The organism is Pseudarthrobacter sp. AG30 (assembly GCF_003116525.1).
Taxonomy (GTDB): domain Bacteria; phylum Actinomycetota; class Actinomycetes; order Actinomycetales; family Micrococcaceae; genus Arthrobacter.
Map to the genome: position 1 here is coordinate 96,858 of NZ_QEHL01000017.1, position 17,594 is coordinate 114,451.

The following is a 17,594-nucleotide window of genomic DNA, read 5'->3' on the forward strand; positions in this document are numbered from 1 at the left end:
CATGGCGTTCCTGGACAAGCTTCCCCGGCACCTGTTCACCAGGCGTGGCTGGGGCATGCTTGCCGCCGGGGCGTTCGCACTGGCCGCCGCGCAGGTCATGGGGCGCCGGGACCTGTTAACGCTGGCGCTGCTGCTGTTGGTGCTGCCGCTGGTGTCCCTGGCAGGAATCCGGCTGGTGAAACCGAAATTCCGGGTGTACCGCGAGTTCAATCCCTCACCCGTGGAAACATCCGCGCCAACCATCGTCCATTTGGCGGTGGGCAGGACAGGCCCGGGAACCGGCCAGGTGATCATGGAGGAGCGCCTGCCCCCGCACTTCGGCCAGGCGCCGGCTTTCCGGTTTCCTTCCCGTTCCGCAACTGGCGGCACCAGCCGCTACGAATACCACTTGACGTCCGGCTACCGCGGCTTGTTCCGGATCGGGCCGGTCACGGCGGAGTTCACCGACCCGTTCGGACTGTCGCTGCACCGCCAGGCCATCGACGACGGCGACATCCTCACCGTGACGCCGGCCGCCGTCGTGCTGCCTGCCACGGCGCTGGACGGAGCGCGGGGCAACGACGGCGTCACCGCCACGCGCACCCGCGCAAATCCGAGCGACGACGACGTCATGACCCGCGAATACCGGCACGGGGATCCCATGCGCCGGGTCCACTGGGCCGCCACGGCGAGGCACGGCGAGCTCATGGTCCGCCAGGAGGAATCCGTCACCACGCCGGAAGCCACCATCATCCTGGATCACCGTTCCGCTGCCTTCGGCGGCCCCTCCGGGATGACGATGCCAGGGCTGCCGGGGCGACACGGGCACGGACTGGCCACCAGCGAGACATTTGAATGGTCGGTCGTCGCCGCCATGTCCGTCAGCGCCCACTTGGCTGAACGCAACTACAGCCTCCGGATCCTCGATGCCGGCGGCAACCCGGCTTTCCTGCATTCACCGTCGTCCCCGGAACCTGGGGCCGACGAGTTCAGTGGCACCTCCGGGCTGCAGTCCATAGCCGAGAGCCTCGCCGCGGTCCATCTGTCCGGGCCATCCCACACTCGGCGGGACACTGCGGCCCGGGACGCCCAGGGCCGGAGCAGCCGGCGCCGGGCCGCCGGCGGAGGGCAGCCCCCGGGCGCGGACCAGGAGCCACCGGCCTTTGACGACCACCTGATGGACAAACTGGGCGCACACAGGATGCGCGGACCGTTGATCGCCGTGCTGGGAAGGATCAGTGCCGAGGAGGCGACGGCGTTGGCGCCGGCCGCAGCCTACGGAACCAACGCATTCGCCCTCCTGGCCGTGGACAAGCCGGCTGACTTCCACGGCGTGTTGGACGTTCTGCAGCAGAACGGCTGGCGCGCTGCCGCCGTGACGCCGCGCACCGCTCTGGCGGCGGCCTGGGGACAGTTCGACGAAGACCCTGCCGTGCCCGTGGCCCCTGCGTCCGAGGTCCGCCGTGGAGCAGGAGTAGCCACATGACAATGGCACCAGCCCGGCCTTCAGGCATCGGGAATGAAGCCCGCAACCAGCCCGAACCGCCGGCCCGGCGTCCGCAGGCCGGCGCTTATCCGTGGGCCATGGCGTTGGCGATTTCGGTGGCTGTCTGCGGAGCGGCCTTGTCTCTAAACGGCGTCCTTCGGGGCTGGAACTGGTTCTGGCCCGTCCTGACCACCGTGCTGACGGTCAGCGTGGCCCTGGCGGCCCTGCGTTCGGTCCGAGCCCAGCCCCTCCTGGTCACGGCAGGCGGATTCATCTCACTGGCTGCCGTCCTCACGCTGACGTTCTTCCGCGGCTCAAGTTTCCTGTGGGTTATTCCGACCGGCGCCACGCTCCCCGACCTTGACCGGTTGATGCGGCGGGCCAGCGAAACCGTCCTGTCGGAGACAGCGCCGGTGGCTCCCAACGCCGGAATCGTGATGGTGGTCTGTGCGGTGCTGGGCCTCGCCGTCATCCTGGTCGACGCCCTGGCCGTGCCCCTCCGCATGCCCGCCGCCTCAGGGGTTGGCCTGCTGGCGCTGCTGGTGGTTCCCGCCATGATCAAGCCCCAGAGCGTGGGCGTGTGGAGCTTCGCTGCCACGGCGGCCGGGTACCTGCTGATCCTGGCCTGCAGCCAGCGGTTTGCCCCGGACGGACAGCTCCAGTCCGGCGCGCCCCGCAGCCCCGGCCTGGCAAGGCGGGCAGCCCTGACCGGAGCCGCGGCCATGGTGGCCACCCTGCTGCTGCCCCTGGCGATGCCCGGTTTCGACCAAGGCACGTTCCCGCAGGGGTCCAGGCTCAACCCGTGGGGCGGCGCCACCGGCCTGAACCCGATGATCACGCTGGGCAGCAGCCTGCGCGCACCGGACGGGAGCGGTCGGATCACCTATGCCACGAATTCCCCCACGCCGCTCTACCTGCGTTCTGTCACCGTGGACAATTTCGACGGCGACTCGTGGGGTCCGGATGACCGCACCGCGTCCCGGGTCCCGCTGGACGGGCGGATCGATCCCGGTTACGCAGTCCTCGCGGACGAGCAGGTGCGCCTGGTCACCGCCGTCGACACCGGTTCCTTCACCAGCCCCTACCTGCCGGTCCCATATGCGCCCGAAACCATCCGGGGCCTCGGCGGCGAGTGGACCTGGGACCCCGCCACGCTCAGCATCAAGGGCACCGACACCACCACCCGGCGCCAGGAGTACGTCGTGACGTCGACCGAGCCAAAGCTTTCGGCCGCGCTCCTCGCCCAGGCGTCCGGCCCCGTCCGGGGAATCCCTGACGATTTCAGCCGGATTCCGGGAAATGTCCCGGACATCGTCAAGGCCACCGCCAAGACGGTGGCCGGCACTGCAGGGACGCCGTACCAGAAAGCGATGGCCCTCCAGAGATACCTGCGCTCGTCCGAGTTCACCTATTCCCTCCAGTCCCCGGTCCAGGGCGGCTATGACGGGAACGGGCTCTCTGTCCTGGCGGATTTCCTGCAGCAAAAGAGCGGATACTGCATCCACTACGCCTCCGCCATGGCCGTGATGGCGCGGCTGGAAGGAATCCCCAGCAGGATTGCCGTGGGATATGCCCCGGGCCGGTTGACCGGGGCGACCATAACCGTGGCCGGGCAGGGTGCGCTCCCGGAATACGAAGCGGACGCCCGTGACGCCCACGCGTGGCCCGAGCTGTACTTCCAGGGCCTGGGCTGGGTGCCGTTCGAACCTACGCCGTCGCGGGGCGTGGTCCCGGACTACGCCACCGACGCGCCGGTGCCCGCCGTCCCGGATACCCTGGGCAACAATGACGGCCTCGTCCCTGACGCTGCCCCGGCGCCCTCCGCTACCCCGAGCGCCACGGCCTTGCCGCTCCCCGGCGGGACGGGCGGCGGCGAGGGCGGTTCGGCCGGCGTGTTGCCGTGGCTCCTCGGGACCGCAGGCGTGCTGGGCGCCTTGCTCCTGGCAGCCGCGCCGCACCTGGTCCGTTCCGGGACCAGGACGCGCCGGTTGAATCCGAGGTCCCCGGGCCAGGCCGTCCCGTTGGCGTGGAACGAGCTGACGGACCTTGGCACCGATTACGGCGTTCGAGCCGCACCCAGCGAGACTCCACGGGCGTATTCCGCCAGGTTCCGGCAAACACTGCTGGGTGAACCCGGCGGGTTGGACCATGAAGCGCACCAGGCCGTGGCGTTCCTGACATCCGCCTTCGAGCACCACCGGTATGGCCGGCCGGACAACAGCTCCCCGGCAACCAGCCTGCGGGGTCACCCTGCCGGCCAGGACATCCAGGCCGGGGTCACCGCGCTCGTGGACTCCCTCCGGCAGAACGCCACCCTGCCGCGCCGCCTGCGGGCGGAGTGGCTTCCGCCGTCCGTCATCCGCCGCTTGGGCCTGCTGCTGGGCTTGCCGTTCCGGGCAGCCGGCAGCGGCATCCGGAAAGCCGCCCGTGCGGCCGCCCATTCCCGAAAGAGCCGTGCCGCCGCAACGTCCGGGGCACCGGTGGCGGGGCGTCGGGAAGCAGCGGCGGACGACGGCGTTCGCGGGCGGGGCAGGGGCTGAACGCAAAAAGGCCGGCCGGGAAAGATCCCGGCCGGCACGTGCGTCATGGGAACCGCCGAAGCTATCCCGCGTAGGGGTCGGCGATGCCGATGTACTGGGTGTAGAGGTACTCCTCGATGCCTTCGAGTCCGCCTTCGCGTCCCAGGCCGGACTGCTTGACGCCGCCGAACGGTGCGGCAGCGTTGGAGATCACGCCGGCGTTCAAGCCGAGCATGCCCGTCTCGAGCCGCTCACCCATCCGGAGGCCGCGGTTGAGGTCCTTGGTGAAGACGTACGCCACCAGCCCGTACTCGGTGTTGTTGGCCAGCCGCACGGCCTCGTCCTCGGTGGAGAAGGTGATGATCGGGGCGACAGGCCCGAAGATCTCCTCCGAGAGGATACGGGTGCCTTCGGAGACGCCGGACAGGATGGTGGGCTGGTAGAAGTAGCCCGGGCCCTCGACCGGTGCCCCGCCCAGCACCGCCTTGGCGCCGGAGGCGACGGCGTCGGAGACCAGTTCGTGGACCTTGTCCCGGCTCTTGGCATCGATCAGCGGGCCCACCTTGGACTCGGGTTCGGTGCCGCGGGCGGTGGTCATGTCCTTCATCTTCGCCGCGAACTTCTCGGCGAATTCGGCGGCCACGGATTCGTGCACGATGAACCGGTTGGCTGCGGTGCAGGCCTCACCCATGTTGCGCAGCTTTGCCAGCATCGCACCGGTAACGGCCGCGTCCAGGTCCGCGTCCTCGAAAACCAGGAACGGGGCGTTCCCACCCAGTTCCATGGAGGTGCGCAGCACAGTTCCGGAGGCGTCGGAGAGCAGCCGGCGGCCCACCTCGGTGGAACCGGTGAAGGAGAGCTTACGCAGCCGGGAGTCCTTGATCAGGGCCCCGGTGGTCTCTCCGGCCGTGGAGGTGGGGATGAGGTTCAGGACCCCGGCGGGCAGGCCGGCCTCCTGCATGACGGCGGCGAACAGCTGGGACGTCAGCGGCGTCAGGTTGGCGGACTTCAGCACCATGGTGCAGCCTGCGGCCACCGCCGGGGCGATCTTGCGGGTGGCCATGGCCAGCGGGAAGTTCCACGGAGTGATCAGCAGGCAGGGGCCCACCGGCTTCTTGGTCACCAGCAGCCGGGACTTGCCGTCCGGGGAGACCGAGTACCGGCCGAAGGCCCGGACGGCTTCTTCGGAGAACCAGCGCAGGAATTCGGCTCCGTAGGTGACTTCACCGCGGGCTTCTGCCAGCGGCTTGCCCATCTCCAGGGTCATCAGCAGCGCAAAGTCCTCGGCCCGTTCGGTGACCAGCTCGAAAGCGCGGCGGAGGATTTCACCGCGTTCACGCGGGGGCACCTTGGCCCAGGATTCCTGGGCCGCAGCGGCAGCGTCCAAGGCCGCAGCGGCATCGTCCGCGCCGGCGTCGGCAATGCTCAGCAGCACCTTGCCGGTGGCGGGATCCTCGACGTCGAACGTCTTGCCTGAGGCGGCGTCGCGCCACTCACCGTTGATAAGCAGCCCGGTGGGAACAGAGGCCAAAAGCCGGGTTTCGCGCTCGGCGGTAACGGCCGGCTGTGCAGTGACAGTCACGATGACTCCCTCGTCAGTAGGGTTTCTGGCAGCCCCGCGCCGCGGCCGGAGTGACCGGGATCATTGGGCTGATTAACAGCCAGACTACTGCGGGCCCCTCCCCCGGTCTACGCCGTTGCGCACTGCCACATCAGCCCCACGCTGTGCATCTGCACAGATTCGAAGGCATGCCGGGAGAGGCTGCTACCGGGCGGCGAGCACTGCCGAGTAGAGCTCGCGCTTGCTGACCCGGACGTCCTCGGCCACGGCGGCAACCGCTTCCTTCAACCTGATGCCTTGGGCCACCAGCTCGTTGACGGCGGCCACATGGTCCTCCGGCTTGCCCGCCGCCTGTTCCGGAGCCCCGCCGAGGACAACGGCGATCTCGCCGCGGACCTCGTTCTCTTCGGCCCACTGGAGCAGTTCGCCGGTGGTTCCCCGGATCACTTCCTCGTACGTCTTGGTCAGTTCCCGGCACACAGCGATAGGCCGGTCCGGACCGAACCGTTCGCGCAGCGCCCGGAGCATGGCTTCGAGGCGGTGCGGAGCTTCGAAGAACACCATGGTGCGGCGTTCCGCGGCGAGGTCGGCCAGGCGCGACGCGCGTTCGCCGGCCTTACGTGGGAGGAAACCTTCAAAGCAGAACCTGTCCGTGGGCAGGCCGGACAGGGCCAGTGCCGTGAGGACCGCGGAGGGACCCGGGACGGCGGTGACTGGAAGCCCGGCCGCGATGGCGCCCTCCACCAGCCGGAAGCCGGGGTCCGAGACGGCCGGCATGCCTGCGTCGGTCACCATGACCAGCGTGCTGCCGGCCCGCACCTGGTCAAGGAGCTCTGCCGTCCTGGTCGCCTCATTGTGCTCGTGGTAGCTGATGACGCGGCCGGACACTTCCACGCCCAGGCTCTGGACCAGGCGGTGCAAGCGTCGGGTGTCCTCTGCCGCCACGATGTCGGCGGTACCCAGCAGTTCCACGAGCCGGGCAGAGGCATCACCGGTATTCCCGATCGGGGTGGCGGCAAGGACGATCCGTCCCGTCGTTGACGGGCCTGGATCAGGAAGGGGGCTGGGGTTCGGGTCCACCCGTCAAGCCTACTGCTGCCGGGTCTTCCAGCCGCAAAAGGTAGCATGGGGCTCGTGACGCAGACCTCGACGCGGCCGGCCGGCGCCGGTGAACCCACCCCGCCGCCCTCCCCGGCCGCAGCCGCGGTGACTGCTACGGAGCGCGGGGAACACGCCCTTCGGTGGGTCAGCCGGCCGGAGGAGGCGTTCACCGTCCAGGCCCTGACGGCACGGCTCCTGGGCGCACACGCATCCTGGCGGGACCACCCGGCGTCCCTGCGACTGTGGTTCATCCTGGTTCCGGTCCTGACGGCGCTCATCGGCGGGGTCCTCCGGTTCGTGCGGCTCGAGGTACCGCACAAGCTGGTCTTCGACGAGACCTACTACGTCAAGGACGCCTACTCCTACCTCATCAGCGGCTATGAGCGCAGCTGGCCGGACAAAGCCAACGACTCGTTCAATACCGGCAATCCGGACGTCCTGCTGAATACGCCCGAATACGTGGTGCACCCGCCGGTGGGCAAGTGGATGATCGCGGCAGGTATGTGGCTCTTCGGGCCGGAGAATCCGTTCGGCTGGCGCTTCGCCGCGGCGCTCACGGGAACCCTCACGGTGTTGCTCGTCTCGCTGATCGCCTTGAAACTGTTCCGTTCGCTTCCGCTGGCGGGCGCGGCCGGACTGCTCCTCGCCGTCGACGGCCACCACCTTGTCATGTCCCGCACATCGCTGCTGGACGTCTTCCTGGCGTTCTGGATCCTTGCAGCATTCGGCGCCCTGCTCATGGACCGGGACGACGGGCGCCGCCGGCTGGCGGCCCGGCTGGCGCGGATTGCTGCCGCGCACGGCGGACAGCCGCCGGGCGGGGCACTGCTGGCCGGGCCATGGCTTGGCGTCCGCTGGTGGCGGATCGCCGCCGGGATCTGCCTTGGCCTGGCAGTGGGCACCAAGTGGTCCGGCCTCTTCTTCCTCGCAGGGTTCGGCATCCTCACGGTGCTGTGGGACCTGAACGCACGCCGGGTCGCGGGCATCCGCGGCTGGATCAGTGGCGGTGTCATCCGGGACGGCATTCCGGCCTTCGGCGCGTTGGTACCCGTTGCCGGCATCGTCTACTCGGCCACGTGGACGGGCTGGTTCCTCTCGGACAACGCCTACTTCCGCCATTGGGCCGAGAGCAACCCTTCCACCGAATGGGGCTGGCTCCCGGACTCCGTCAGGTCCCTCATCCACTACCACCTCGAAGCGTACAAGTTCCATCAGGGCCTGAGCTCCGAGCACCCGTACCAGGCGAGTCCCTGGAGCTGGCTGGTGATGGGACGGCCGACGTCGTTCTTCTATGAATCCCCGCCACAGGGCACCCCGGGCTGCACTGTGGAGAAGTGCACCTCGGCCATCCTGTCTGTGGGCAACCCCCTGATCTGGTGGGCGGCGGCCATCTCGCTGGTGGTCCTGCTGTTCTGGTGGGCGGGCCGCCGGGACTGGCGCGCGGGCGCAGTACTGGCGGGCGTGGCAGCCGGATACCTGCCGTGGTTCATGTACCCCGGGCGCACCATGTTCTACTTCTACGCGGTGTCCTTTGAGCCGTTCCTGATCCTCGCCCTGGTGTATTGCCTGGGCTTGGTGCTGGGCCGCGCCACGGACCCGCCCTGGCGGCGGCGCTCGGGCCTGTACCTGGTGGCGCTCTACCTGGCCGCCGCAATCCTGCTGTCGGCGTTCTTCTACCCGATCTGGACCGCCGAGGTCATCCCCTATGTCGACTGGAAAGTCCGGATGTGGATGCCGTCCTGGATCTAGGGCAGGATGGCACTAGAGACCTGTTGGAGCCGCCGCCGCGGCGTGGCAGCGGAAACGGAGACCTGCTGTGAGAGAAGCGAGCACGGAACTGCTGGTTGAGCTTGATGCCAACAGCAACGTGACTGACCTGCTGCTGGAGCAGCATGCCGCAAACCCCGCCCACGCGCTGTACCGGCGCAAGGGCCCAAACGGTTGGGTGGACGTTTCCGCGCAGAAGTTCCTCCAGGACGTCAGCGCGCTGGCCAAGGGGCTCATCGCCGGCGGCCTTGAACCCGGCGACACGGTAGCGGTGATGGCCCGCACCTCCTACGAGTGGACCCTGGTGGACTTCGCCATCTGGTTCGCCGGCGGCGTTACGGTGCCGATCTACGAAACGTCATCCGCCAGCCAGGTGGAGTGGATCATCCAGGACGCAGGGGTCCGCCGCGTGTTCGCCGGCGACCGTGCGACGGTGCAGCTTGTGGCCGGAGTCCTGGCAGGTTCCGACGTCCTCAGGGACCGCCTGGTCAACGTGGTGCGGATGGATTACGACGGCGAGGCCCCGGACCTTGCCAGCCTTGCCGCGGCCGGTGCCGGCGTCAGCGACACCGAGCTGGAAAGGCAGCGCAGCCATGCCGGCCTGGCCGATCTCGCGTCCCTGGTGTACACGTCGGGCACCACCGGCAAGCCCAAAGGATGTGAAATCACGCATGGGAACTTCGCGCTGGTGGCCAAGAACATCGTCGCTTTCCTGCCGGAAATCCTGCAGCAAGGCCAGCCTCGCACACTGATGTTCCTTCCGTTGGCCCATGTGCTGGCTCGGGCTGTGCAGGTGGTGTGCCTCACCGCAGGGGCAACCCTGGGGCACACCCCGGGCGCGGCGCAGCTGCTGGAGGACCTGGGTTCGTTCCGGCCGACGTTCCTTTTGGTGGTGCCGCGGATCTTCGAGAAGGTCCGGGCAACGGCGGCCCATAAGGCCGCGGTTGCGGGCAAGGGCCGGCTGTTCGACGCGGCCTCGGCGGCAGCAATCGAATACTCAAAGGAGCAAGACCGGCAGAACCGGGGCGAGGGACCGGGCCCTGGCCTGCTCAACCGCGTGCGGCACGGACTGTTTGACCGGCTGGTCTATCCCCGGCTGCGGCAGGCGCTGGGCGGCGAGGTGGGATACACGGTGTCGGGGGCCAGTCCCCTGGCTTTGGAGGACGCACACTTCTTCCGGGGCGTGGGCATTCCCGTCCTGGAAGGCTACGGGCTGACCGAAACCACGGCACCGTGCACGGCCAACACGCCGACCCGCACCAAGGTGGGAACGGTGGGGATCCCCGTTCCGGGTACCACCATCCGGGTGGCCGAAGACGGAGAGATCCTGGTCAAGGGAATTGGCGTGTTCCGTGGCTATCACGCAAACCCGGCCGCGAACGCGGAGGCGTTCGTGGATGGTTTCTTCCGGACCGGGGACCTTGGTGTGCTGGATAAGGACGGTTTCCTCACCGTCACCGGCCGGAAAAAGGACCTGCTGGTCACCGCGGGCGGCAAGAATGTGGCGCCTGGGCCGCTGGAAGAGAAGATCCGGACCCATCAGCTGGTGGGGCATGCGGTGCTGGTGGGAGACGGGAAGCCGTTCGTGTCCGCTTTGCTTACCCTTGACCCGGAAGGCGTGGCCAACTGGCGGGAGGAGCGTGGCCTCCCGCCGCTCCCCCTCAGCGAGGCAACCAGCGATCCCCAGGTCCTCGCCGCCGTCCAGGAAGCGGTGGACCTGGCCAACCAGCTGGTGTCCAAAGCCGAGTCAGTGCGCACCTTTACGCTTCTCAACACCGAGTTCACGGTGGAGTCCGGACACCTGACGCCATCACTGAAACTCAAGCGGGCCGCCGTGGTCCAGCAGTATGAGGCGGAGATCGCCAGGATTTACGGCTGATCCGCCGGCACCGGCTCCTCGGCGTCCGTGTCCTCCCGGACAATACCGCGGCGGCGACGCGTGGGCCAGGTGAGCACCAGCGTGATGATGGATGCCAGGAGCACCATGCCGCCGATGCCGATGCCGGCGTCGATCCAGAACTGGCTCGGGAACAGCCGGATCAGGGTGTCATCCAGGCTGAAGGTCCAGGACCCGTCGGCAAAGAAGATCCGGTGGAATTCGGTGAAGAACTGCTGCCAGCCCAAGGCTGCCAGCGTGCCCAGGCCCAGGATCAGGACGAGGGTAATGATCGAACCGGCGAAGAGGGCGCGCCGGATTCCGCCGGTGCTGCGCCTGCGCAGGTACACGAGGGCGATCAGGGCGAGGATGAGCAGCGCGGTGCCGGCGCCGAAGGTGGAGAGGATGACCGTCTTGACGTCAGCCATGTGGCTGACCTCGCCGTCCTTGAAGAGCTTTTCGCCGCCGCGCTGCACCAGGTCTCCCAGGTACCGCGGGCCGGCCCAGTTACTCAGGTAGTCAACGGCGTAGGAGCCGTAGGTCATCCTGTCGTCAGTGCTGAAGCCGTATCCGTCGCCGGGGAAACCGGGACGGTTGTATTCCACCCAGAGGAAGAGCGGGCTGGTCACTGCCCGGACGGCCAGGATGAGGAGGATGAAGGGGTAGATGACGGCCAGCAGGACCTGCATGACGCGGGGGGCAACCGGTTTGGCGTTCGCGGCGCTTTCGCGTTGGGCGTTGCGGCGCTCCACTTCTTCCTCGGGCGGACGGACGTGCAGGGCGGAGGTGGGAAGCGGTTCCTTGAAGACCTGGCCGGCTGAGCCGCGCGGCTCCTTAACGGATGTCCCGGCCGCCGCCTGCGAGGAACCGTCGGCCGAAGATCCCGTGCCGGAGGAGCCGACGGCGGATTCCGCCGCCCGGCGGCCCGCCCTGCTGTCCGCCTGCGGTGCTTTGGTTTCCTGTACAGCGTCTTCCCGGCCGGAAGTCTTACCACCGGCAGGTGTCAGCCAGGAAAACGCGGGCTCGTCGGAATCCCCGGAGGTGTCCAGGATCGGTTCCGGCTGCGGCGCTTCGCTTTTGGCGCGGGCCGGTGTTTCGTCGTTCACAGCAGCGTCACTTCCGTCAGGTTCCGCACCGGTCCAAGTCTGCCGGCGCGATTCATTCTGCCCTCGAGCCTACCGTCCGGAACTTCGGCTGGGCGAGGAACCACCCCGTCTGGATTACAACGATTCAGGCAGCGATTTCCGTATAGCCCGCGTCTTCGCTGCGAAGGTCGCCGCGTTCCCCTGCCAGGTAAGCCCGACGGCCCCACACCAGGACATAAAGCCAGTACGCAGCAAGAACCGCCGCGCCGATGCCGATCCTGGCCCAAGCCGGCAGCGGGCTGGGCGTCACGAAACCTTCCACGAGGCCCGAGACGAACAGCACCAGGACCAACCCCAGGGCCACCGTAACCAGCGACCTGCCCTCTTCCGCCACGGCGCGGCTCCTGGTCCGCGGACCCGGTGAGACCATTGCCCAAAAGATGCGCAGGCCGGCAGCGGAGGCCACAAAGACGGCAGTGAGCTCCATCAGGCCGTGCGGCAGGATGTAGCTGAAGAAAACATCGGATTTGCCGGCAGATGCGAAGATCCCGGCCGCAATTCCCACGCCCTGTGCGTTGTTGAACAGGATCATCGGCACCCAGACGCCGGTAATTCCGAGGGCCACCGCCTGGGCGCAGATCCAGGCGTTGTTGGTCCACACGGCCCCGGCGAAGGATGCTGCCGGATTTTCCGAGTAATAGTTGATGAAGTCCTGGTCGACATACTGCGCGGCGGCGGATTCGGATGCCACCGCACGGAGGGCATCCGGGGACGTTCCGATCCACGCCGCGTAGGCGGCAGCGACGAGGACGAAGACTGCCCCGCAGGCCATCGTGAGCCACCTCAGCCGGTACAGCGCAGCCGGCAGTGCCGCCACGAAGAACCTCGCAAGGTCTGCCATCGCGTTGGACCGGGCACCGGTGAAGCGGGTCCTGGCCGAGGCGAGCGTGGCGGAGAGCGAGGCCGACAATGCACTCTCGGGTGCAATGGAACGAACCAGTGACAGGTGCCCGGACACGGATTGGTACAGGGCCAGCAGTTCATCGGCCTCGGCACCCGTGAGCCTGCGTTTGGCAGCGAGCTCCTTCAGCCGCGACCACTTGTCCGCGTTCACGGCGGAGAAGGCGTCCATATCCACGGCTACAGCCTAGCGCCCGGCATTAGACTTTGACCGTCCGCACCCATGCGGTCGTCCGCATCACCAGCTGCGAAGGGCAGGGACGCAGTGAGTCCAATCATCACCGGCGAAGCAGTCGTCCTCGAACTTCGGCCGGCCACCTTCGCCGCCCGCGCTCTGGGCCTGGTCATCGACGTCGTCTTCCACGTGGTCCTGCTGGTGGGATTCATGTTTGGCCTGGCCGCCGCCGGCAGGGACCTGGATGAGGCCGCCGCGCGTGCGCTGGCCCTGACCGCCGCGGTGTTCTGCCTCGTCGTCGTCCCGGTGGGGGTCGAGACCCTGAGCCGGGGCAGGTCGCTGGGCAAGTTAGCCACCGGCCTACGGGTTGTCCGCGAGGACGGCGGCAGTATCAGGTTCCGGCACGCGCTGATCCGGGGACTGACGGGATTCCTCGAAATCTACCTGACGTTCGGCGGCCTGGCATGCGCGGTGGCGCTCTTCAACGACAAATCCCGCCGCCTGGGCGATATGTTGGCCGGCACCTACGCGGTCCGCAGCCGGGTGCCTGCCGACGAAGCAATCCGCGTGTTCGTGCCGCCGCACCTGCAGCCCTGGGCAGCGGCCGCGGACATCGGCCGGATTCCGGACGCCACGGCCCGCAGGGCGGCGCAGTTCATTCGCCAGGCCGGCCGGATGGCGCCGCAGTCCAGGGCGCAGATGGCCGCGGCGATCGCCTCCGAACTGTCGTCGCACGTATCCCCCGCACCGCCCCCGGGGACCGGCCCTGACCACTTCCTGGCCGCCGTCGTCGCCGAGCGCCGGAACCGGGAGTTCACCAGGCTTTCTGAATCGCGCCGCCGAAATTCCTCGGTGGGTCAACGGCTCCAGCGGCTGCCGTTCAACGGCTGACTCAGTTGGCGTACTCGTTCCACGGGATGTTCCAGTCGCCGTAGCCGTCAGTGTTGGCCGCGTAGTCGCCCTCGGTGTTGATGATCTGGACCACGTCTCCGGTTCCCATGTTGTCGAACACCCAGGCTGCGCCATCGGGCAGGAATCCGATGCAGCCGTGGGAGACGTTGGTGTTCCCGATGTAGGGGTAGGCGGATTCGAGCGCCTGGTGGATGTAGGCGCCGCTCAGGGTGAGGCGGATGGTGTATTCGACGTCGGCTTCACCGTAGTAGGCGGGGTCACCGGGTTTCAGCCCGATGGTCGAGGCCCGGAAATGGTCAAACCTGTTCTTCTCCATCAGCACCGCGTATCCCTTGGCCGAAGGGAACCGTTTGTCCCCCATGCTGACCGGCAGCGTCTTGACCGGCTGGTCGTTGACGCTGAGCGTGAACGTGTGCGCGGTAGCATCCGCGACCGCCACCTTCTTGTCTCCGATCGAGACGTTGACCTTCTTGTTGAAGTTCGCGATCTGGCCGTTGCCCAGGTCGACACCAAAGAGCTGCATGTCCATGGTGATGGTGGAATTGGCTGCCCAGAAGTTTTCCGGCCGGTACCGGACCATGGTGTCGCTGTACCAGTGGAACGCACCACTCTGGCCTGCCGTGGTGGTGACCTTGATGGCCTTTTCGACGGCGTCGCGGTTGACTACCGGCTCGCTGAAGATGATCTGCAAGGGCTGCCCGACGCCCACCTTCATGCCGTTGAGCGGGTAGATGGCGGCATCTGCCTCATGCGAGCTGGACACTGTGTTGAAGGCCTGGGTGGTGCTGGTTTCGCGTCCGGCCGAGTCCTTGACCACGTACGTGTAGCTGTAGTCCGTGTTGAACTCCAGGGGGCCGGAGGCGGACCATGCCGTCCCGTTGGGGTCGATGCTGCCTTCGACGATTTTCCCGGCAGTACTGGTAAGGGTGACGCGCTGGATGGTCCCGTTGGCCACTTTCAGGGAAACCGGCGCCGCGGGGTTGACCTGCTTGGCGCCGTTGGCCGGCGATGCATCCAGGGTCACCGGGGGCACGATGGGGGAAGCGATTCCGGGGGACGTCCGCAGTGCGGAGGAGGCTTCAGATTCGAGCGGACCCCCAGCAAGGCCCGGTGCGACGGCGGCGAAAACCCCGCCCACGGCAGCCAGGACACAGACGGCTGCTACGGCGAGAATCTTCTTTACGCTCCCCCGGCGGCGGGGCTTTTCCTCAGGCTCCATAGTGTCGATCCTACGTGCAGAAAATAACGGCCCGGGCGCGTTGCTGCGCCCGGGCCCTCACGTGTCAGTAACGATAGTGCTCAGGCTTGTAGGGGCCGGCCGCGTCGATGTCCAGGTATTCAGCCTGGTCCTTGGTCAGCTCGGTGAGCTCCACGCCCAGAGCGTCCAGGTGCAGGCGGGCGACCTTTTCGTCCAGGACCTTGGGCAGGACGTACACCTTGTTTCCGTACTCGTCCTGGTCCTTCTTGGTCCACAGCTCGATCTGCGCGATGGTCTGGTTCGCGAACGAGTTGCTCATCACGAAGGACGGGTGGCCCGTGGCGTTGCCCAGGTTGAGGAGCCGGCCCTCGGACAGCACGATGATGGAGCGCTCGGCGTCGCTGCCGGCGTCGAAGACCCACTCATGGACCTGCGGCTTGATCTCAACCTTCTTCACGCCGGGAACGCGGGCAAGGCCGGCAATGTCGATTTCGTTGTCGAAGTGGCCGATGTTGCCCACGATGGCCTTGTTCTTCATGCCCGCCATGTGCTCGGCCATGATGACATCCTTGTTGCCCGTGGTGGTGATGAAGATGTCGCCCTGTGCCAGGACTGATTCCAGCTTGGCCACCTGGTAGCCGTCCATGGCTGCCTGAAGCGCGCAGATGGGATCGATCTCGGTGACGATCACCCGTGAGCCTTGGCCGCGGAGGGCCTCTGCGGCGCCCTTGCCGACGTCGCCGTACCCGCAGACGACGGCGACCTTGCCGCCCATGAGCACGTCGGTGGCACGGTTGATGCCGTCGGGCAGGGAGTGTCGGATGCCGTACTTGTTATCGAACTTGCTCTTGGTGACGGAGTCATTGACGTTGATGGCCGGGAACAGCAGCTTGCCCTGGTCCGCGAGCTGGTACAGGCGGTGGACACCGGTGGTGGTCTCTTCGCTGACACCCTTGATGGTGGCCGCCGTGCGGGTCCACTTCTGCGGGTCCGCGGCGAGGGAGCGGCGGAGCACCTCGAGGAAGATACCGTACTCCTCGGAATCTTCGGGGTCGGCGGAGGGGACGTTGCCCGCGGCCTCGAACTCGACACCCTTGTGGACCAGCATGGTGGCGTCGCCGCCGTCATCCAGGATCATGTTGGGACCCAGTTCGGGGTTGGACTCGGCACCGGGCCAGGTGAGGATCTGTTCGGCCGTCCACCAGTATTCTTCGAGGGTCTCGCCCTTCCAGGCGAAAACGGGCACGCCCTGCGGATCCTCGACGGTGCCCTTGCCCACGACAACTGCCGCTGCGGCCTCGTCCTGGGTGGAGAAGATGTTGCAGGAGGCCCAGCGGACCTCGGCGCCCAGCGCGGTGAGGGTTTCGATCAGCACCGCGGTCTGCACCGTCATGTGCAGGGAGCCTGCGATCCGGGCGCCCTTGAGCGGCTGCGTTGGCCCGAATTCTTCGCGCAGGGACATGAGGCCGGGCATTTCGTGCTCCGCCAGGCGGATCTGGTGCCGCCCGGCTTCCGCCAGGGAGATATCGGCAACTTTGTACTCAAAAGTCATGAATGGTCCTTTGCTTGAGGCGGGGTCCTGGTCCCCGTTCTGCTGTTTCTCGGTGCGGGCTGGTGCAGGTGGATCTATTGCCCGGCCGCGGTAGGATCGTGCTGGTCCGAGCCCGCCGTTGCCGCTGCCGCCAGCAGTTCCGGCGGAAGGAGCAACGGAATACCGTCTTCGATGGCGTACCGGTTCTTGACGCCTGCTTCATCTGCCGTGGTGGCCACCAGTTCTTCGCCTTCCTGGACCAAGGGCGAGCCGGTCACGGGGCAGCGCAGGACGGACAACAGCTCGGGACTGATCTTTGGCATGTGTTCTTGCTCCCTGGCGGGCGCGCTCGCGCCGGTAGCGGAAAAGATGTGCAGCAACCAGCCTACCGCCAGATCCAGGTCAGGAAGGTTCCCGAAGGACGCGCAGGTGGCCCCGCCGGGTTCCTTCGGTTCCGGCCGGCGCTTCGAGGGCGGAATGGTGCCCGCGCTGGGTGGGCGGCTGTGGCTCCGACGGGCGCGCCGCGGCATCACGGACGGCGTTGGCGAGGGCCAGGAGGTCGTCCGGGCCGGGCTGCTGTGGGGTGGACGGCATAGCCAGCCGCAAAACTTCCCAACCGCGCGGAACGGTCAACGAGCCCGCATGCTGTTCACAGAGGTCGTAGCAGTGCGGCTCGGCGTAGGTGGCCAGTGGACCGAGCACGGCCGTGGAGTCCGCATACACGTACGTCAGGGTGGCTACCGCCGACTGGCGGCAGGCGGACCTTGAACATTGACGGATAGCTCCCACGACATCACAGACTACCCTTATATCCCTCGAAAGCCGTGCATTGGCTGCGGTCCCCGACGCGGACGGGCCGCCGGGGGAATATATCGCGTAAATCCGCCCCCGGGTTTAGAGTCGGTATATGCAGTCATCGAACCATGAATCAGGTTTTTCGGTCCGGTTGGCTGACCCGGACGCGTCGGCTGCGCCGGGCGTGGAAACCACCGGCAGGAGCTTCCTGCGGCGGCGCCGGAACCGCCACGGACGCGGCCTGCGCGGCGAAGTAATGCTCCCCACCCACCCCGGCTACCGGACCCGCGGCGACCGCTTCGACGATCTGGTCCTGGACTCAGCGCAGCGGCTCCATGACATTTGGGGCAAGACCCTTGACGGCGTCCGGTTCGGCGTCGACGAAATCCCGCCGGACCTCGAACAGTTGGCCGCCAAGGGCAGCACTGCCCCCATGGGGGCCTATACGCCCGCCGCTGGTGGCGAGGGGCCCATGATTACGGTGTACCGCCGCGTTGTTGAGAACGCCTGCTCCAGCGTGGAGGAGCTCCAGGACCTGGTCCACGACGTCGTGGTGGAGCACACCGCGGAGATGCTCGGCGTAGCCCCGGAGACCCTGGACCCGGTCTACCGCCGCCGCTACTGAGCCCGCCACCCGGGTCTCCACCGG

At 67.5% G+C, this 17,594-nt stretch carries 14 protein-coding genes; 6 read left to right on the top strand and 8 right to left on the bottom strand.

Annotated features, from left to right (window positions below; translation table 11 throughout):
• The first annotated feature begins 1 nt into the window (after position 1).
• Positions 2 to 1,465, top strand: a complete 1,464-nt coding sequence (locus tag DC347_RS14570) for a DUF58 domain-containing protein (protein ID WP_109863440.1) — start codon at positions 2 to 4, stop codon at positions 1,463 to 1,465.
• Positions 1,462 to 4,005, top strand: coding sequence for a DUF3488 and transglutaminase-like domain-containing protein (locus DC347_RS14575; protein ID WP_109863441.1), 2,544 nt, complete (start codon positions 1,462 to 1,464; stop codon positions 4,003 to 4,005). Before DC347_RS14570 ends, DC347_RS14575 begins: the two co-directional genes overlap by 4 nt.
• Positions 4,006 to 4,066: 61 nt before the next feature.
• On the opposite strand, the gene DC347_RS14580 is transcribed toward DC347_RS14575, so the two are convergent.
• Both DC347_RS14580 and rsmI read right to left on the bottom strand, forming a co-directional pair.
• Positions 4,067 to 5,566 carry an NAD-dependent succinate-semialdehyde dehydrogenase gene (locus DC347_RS14580; RefSeq protein WP_109863442.1) on the bottom strand — a complete coding sequence of 500 codons (1,500 nt, stop codon included), beginning with the start codon at positions 5,564 to 5,566 and terminating at the stop codon, positions 4,067 to 4,069.
• Positions 5,567 to 5,749: 183 nt separating this feature from the next.
• Positions 5,750 to 6,625 carry a 16S rRNA (cytidine(1402)-2'-O)-methyltransferase gene (rsmI, locus tag DC347_RS14585; RefSeq protein WP_109863443.1) on the bottom strand — a complete coding sequence of 292 codons (876 nt, stop codon included), beginning with the start codon at positions 6,623 to 6,625 and terminating at the stop codon, positions 5,750 to 5,752.
• A 45-nt stretch (positions 6,626 to 6,670) separates the two neighbouring features.
• Here rsmI and DC347_RS14590 point away from each other — a divergent pair, with 45 nt between their 5' ends.
• Together DC347_RS14590 and DC347_RS14595 are read left to right on the top strand one after the other, a co-directional pair.
• The gene (locus DC347_RS14590) at positions 6,671 to 8,395 is read left to right on the top strand and encodes a dolichyl-phosphate-mannose--protein mannosyltransferase (protein WP_109863444.1); all 1,725 of its coding nucleotides are present in this window, start codon (positions 6,671 to 6,673) and stop codon (positions 8,393 to 8,395) included.
• Positions 8,396 to 8,462: 67 nt separating this feature from the next.
• Positions 8,463 to 10,292: a long-chain fatty acid--CoA ligase gene (locus DC347_RS14595; protein WP_109863445.1), complete on the top strand. Its 1,830-nt coding sequence runs from the start codon at positions 8,463 to 8,465 to the stop codon at positions 10,290 to 10,292.
• On the opposite strand, the gene DC347_RS14600 is transcribed toward DC347_RS14595, so the two are convergent.
• Together DC347_RS14600 and DC347_RS14605 are read right to left on the bottom strand one after the other, a co-directional pair.
• Positions 10,283 to 11,395, bottom strand: coding sequence for a TIGR01906 family membrane protein (locus DC347_RS14600; protein WP_018762943.1), 1,113 nt, complete (start codon positions 11,393 to 11,395; stop codon positions 10,283 to 10,285). The genes DC347_RS14595 and DC347_RS14600 overlap by 10 nt on opposite strands.
• A gap of 124 nt (positions 11,396 to 11,519) precedes the next feature.
• Entirely contained in the window at positions 11,520 to 12,512 is a 993-nt protein-coding gene (locus tag DC347_RS14605) for a stage II sporulation protein M (protein WP_206073945.1), read from the bottom strand.
• 87 nt (positions 12,513 to 12,599) lie between these two features.
• Between DC347_RS14605 and DC347_RS14610 the strand changes: the two genes are divergently transcribed.
• Complete coding sequence (locus tag DC347_RS14610) at positions 12,600 to 13,400, top strand: RDD family protein (protein ID WP_109863447.1); 801 nt, start codon at positions 12,600 to 12,602, stop codon at positions 13,398 to 13,400.
• Between the two features lies 1 nt (position 13,401).
• Here the strand turns inward: DC347_RS14610 and DC347_RS14615 are convergent, their stop codons facing one another.
• The 4 genes from DC347_RS14615 to DC347_RS14630 form a co-directional block, all read right to left on the bottom strand.
• The gene (locus tag DC347_RS14615) at positions 13,402 to 14,640 is read right to left on the bottom strand and encodes an Ig-like domain-containing protein (RefSeq protein WP_018762940.1); all 1,239 of its coding nucleotides are present in this window, start codon (positions 14,638 to 14,640) and stop codon (positions 13,402 to 13,404) included.
• Positions 14,641 to 14,704: 64 nt separating this feature from the next.
• On the bottom strand, positions 14,705 to 16,171 hold the full coding sequence (ahcY, locus tag DC347_RS14620; protein ID WP_109863448.1) for an adenosylhomocysteinase: 1,467 nt from the start codon (positions 16,169 to 16,171) through the stop codon (positions 14,705 to 14,707).
• A gap of 74 nt (positions 16,172 to 16,245) precedes the next feature.
• Entirely contained in the window at positions 16,246 to 16,473 is a 228-nt protein-coding gene (locus tag DC347_RS14625; protein WP_109863449.1) for a Trm112 family protein, read from the bottom strand.
• Positions 16,474 to 16,552: 79 nt separating this feature from the next.
• On the bottom strand, positions 16,553 to 16,939 hold the full coding sequence (locus tag DC347_RS14630; protein ID WP_026264922.1) for a DUF3499 domain-containing protein: 387 nt from the start codon (positions 16,937 to 16,939) through the stop codon (positions 16,553 to 16,555).
• Positions 16,940 to 17,057: 118 nt separating this feature from the next.
• Between DC347_RS14630 and DC347_RS14635 the strand changes: the two genes are divergently transcribed.
• Positions 17,058 to 17,570, top strand: a complete 513-nt coding sequence (locus DC347_RS14635) for a metallopeptidase family protein (RefSeq protein ID WP_026264921.1) — start codon at positions 17,058 to 17,060, stop codon at positions 17,568 to 17,570.
• Positions 17,571 to 17,594 lie beyond the last annotated feature (24 nt).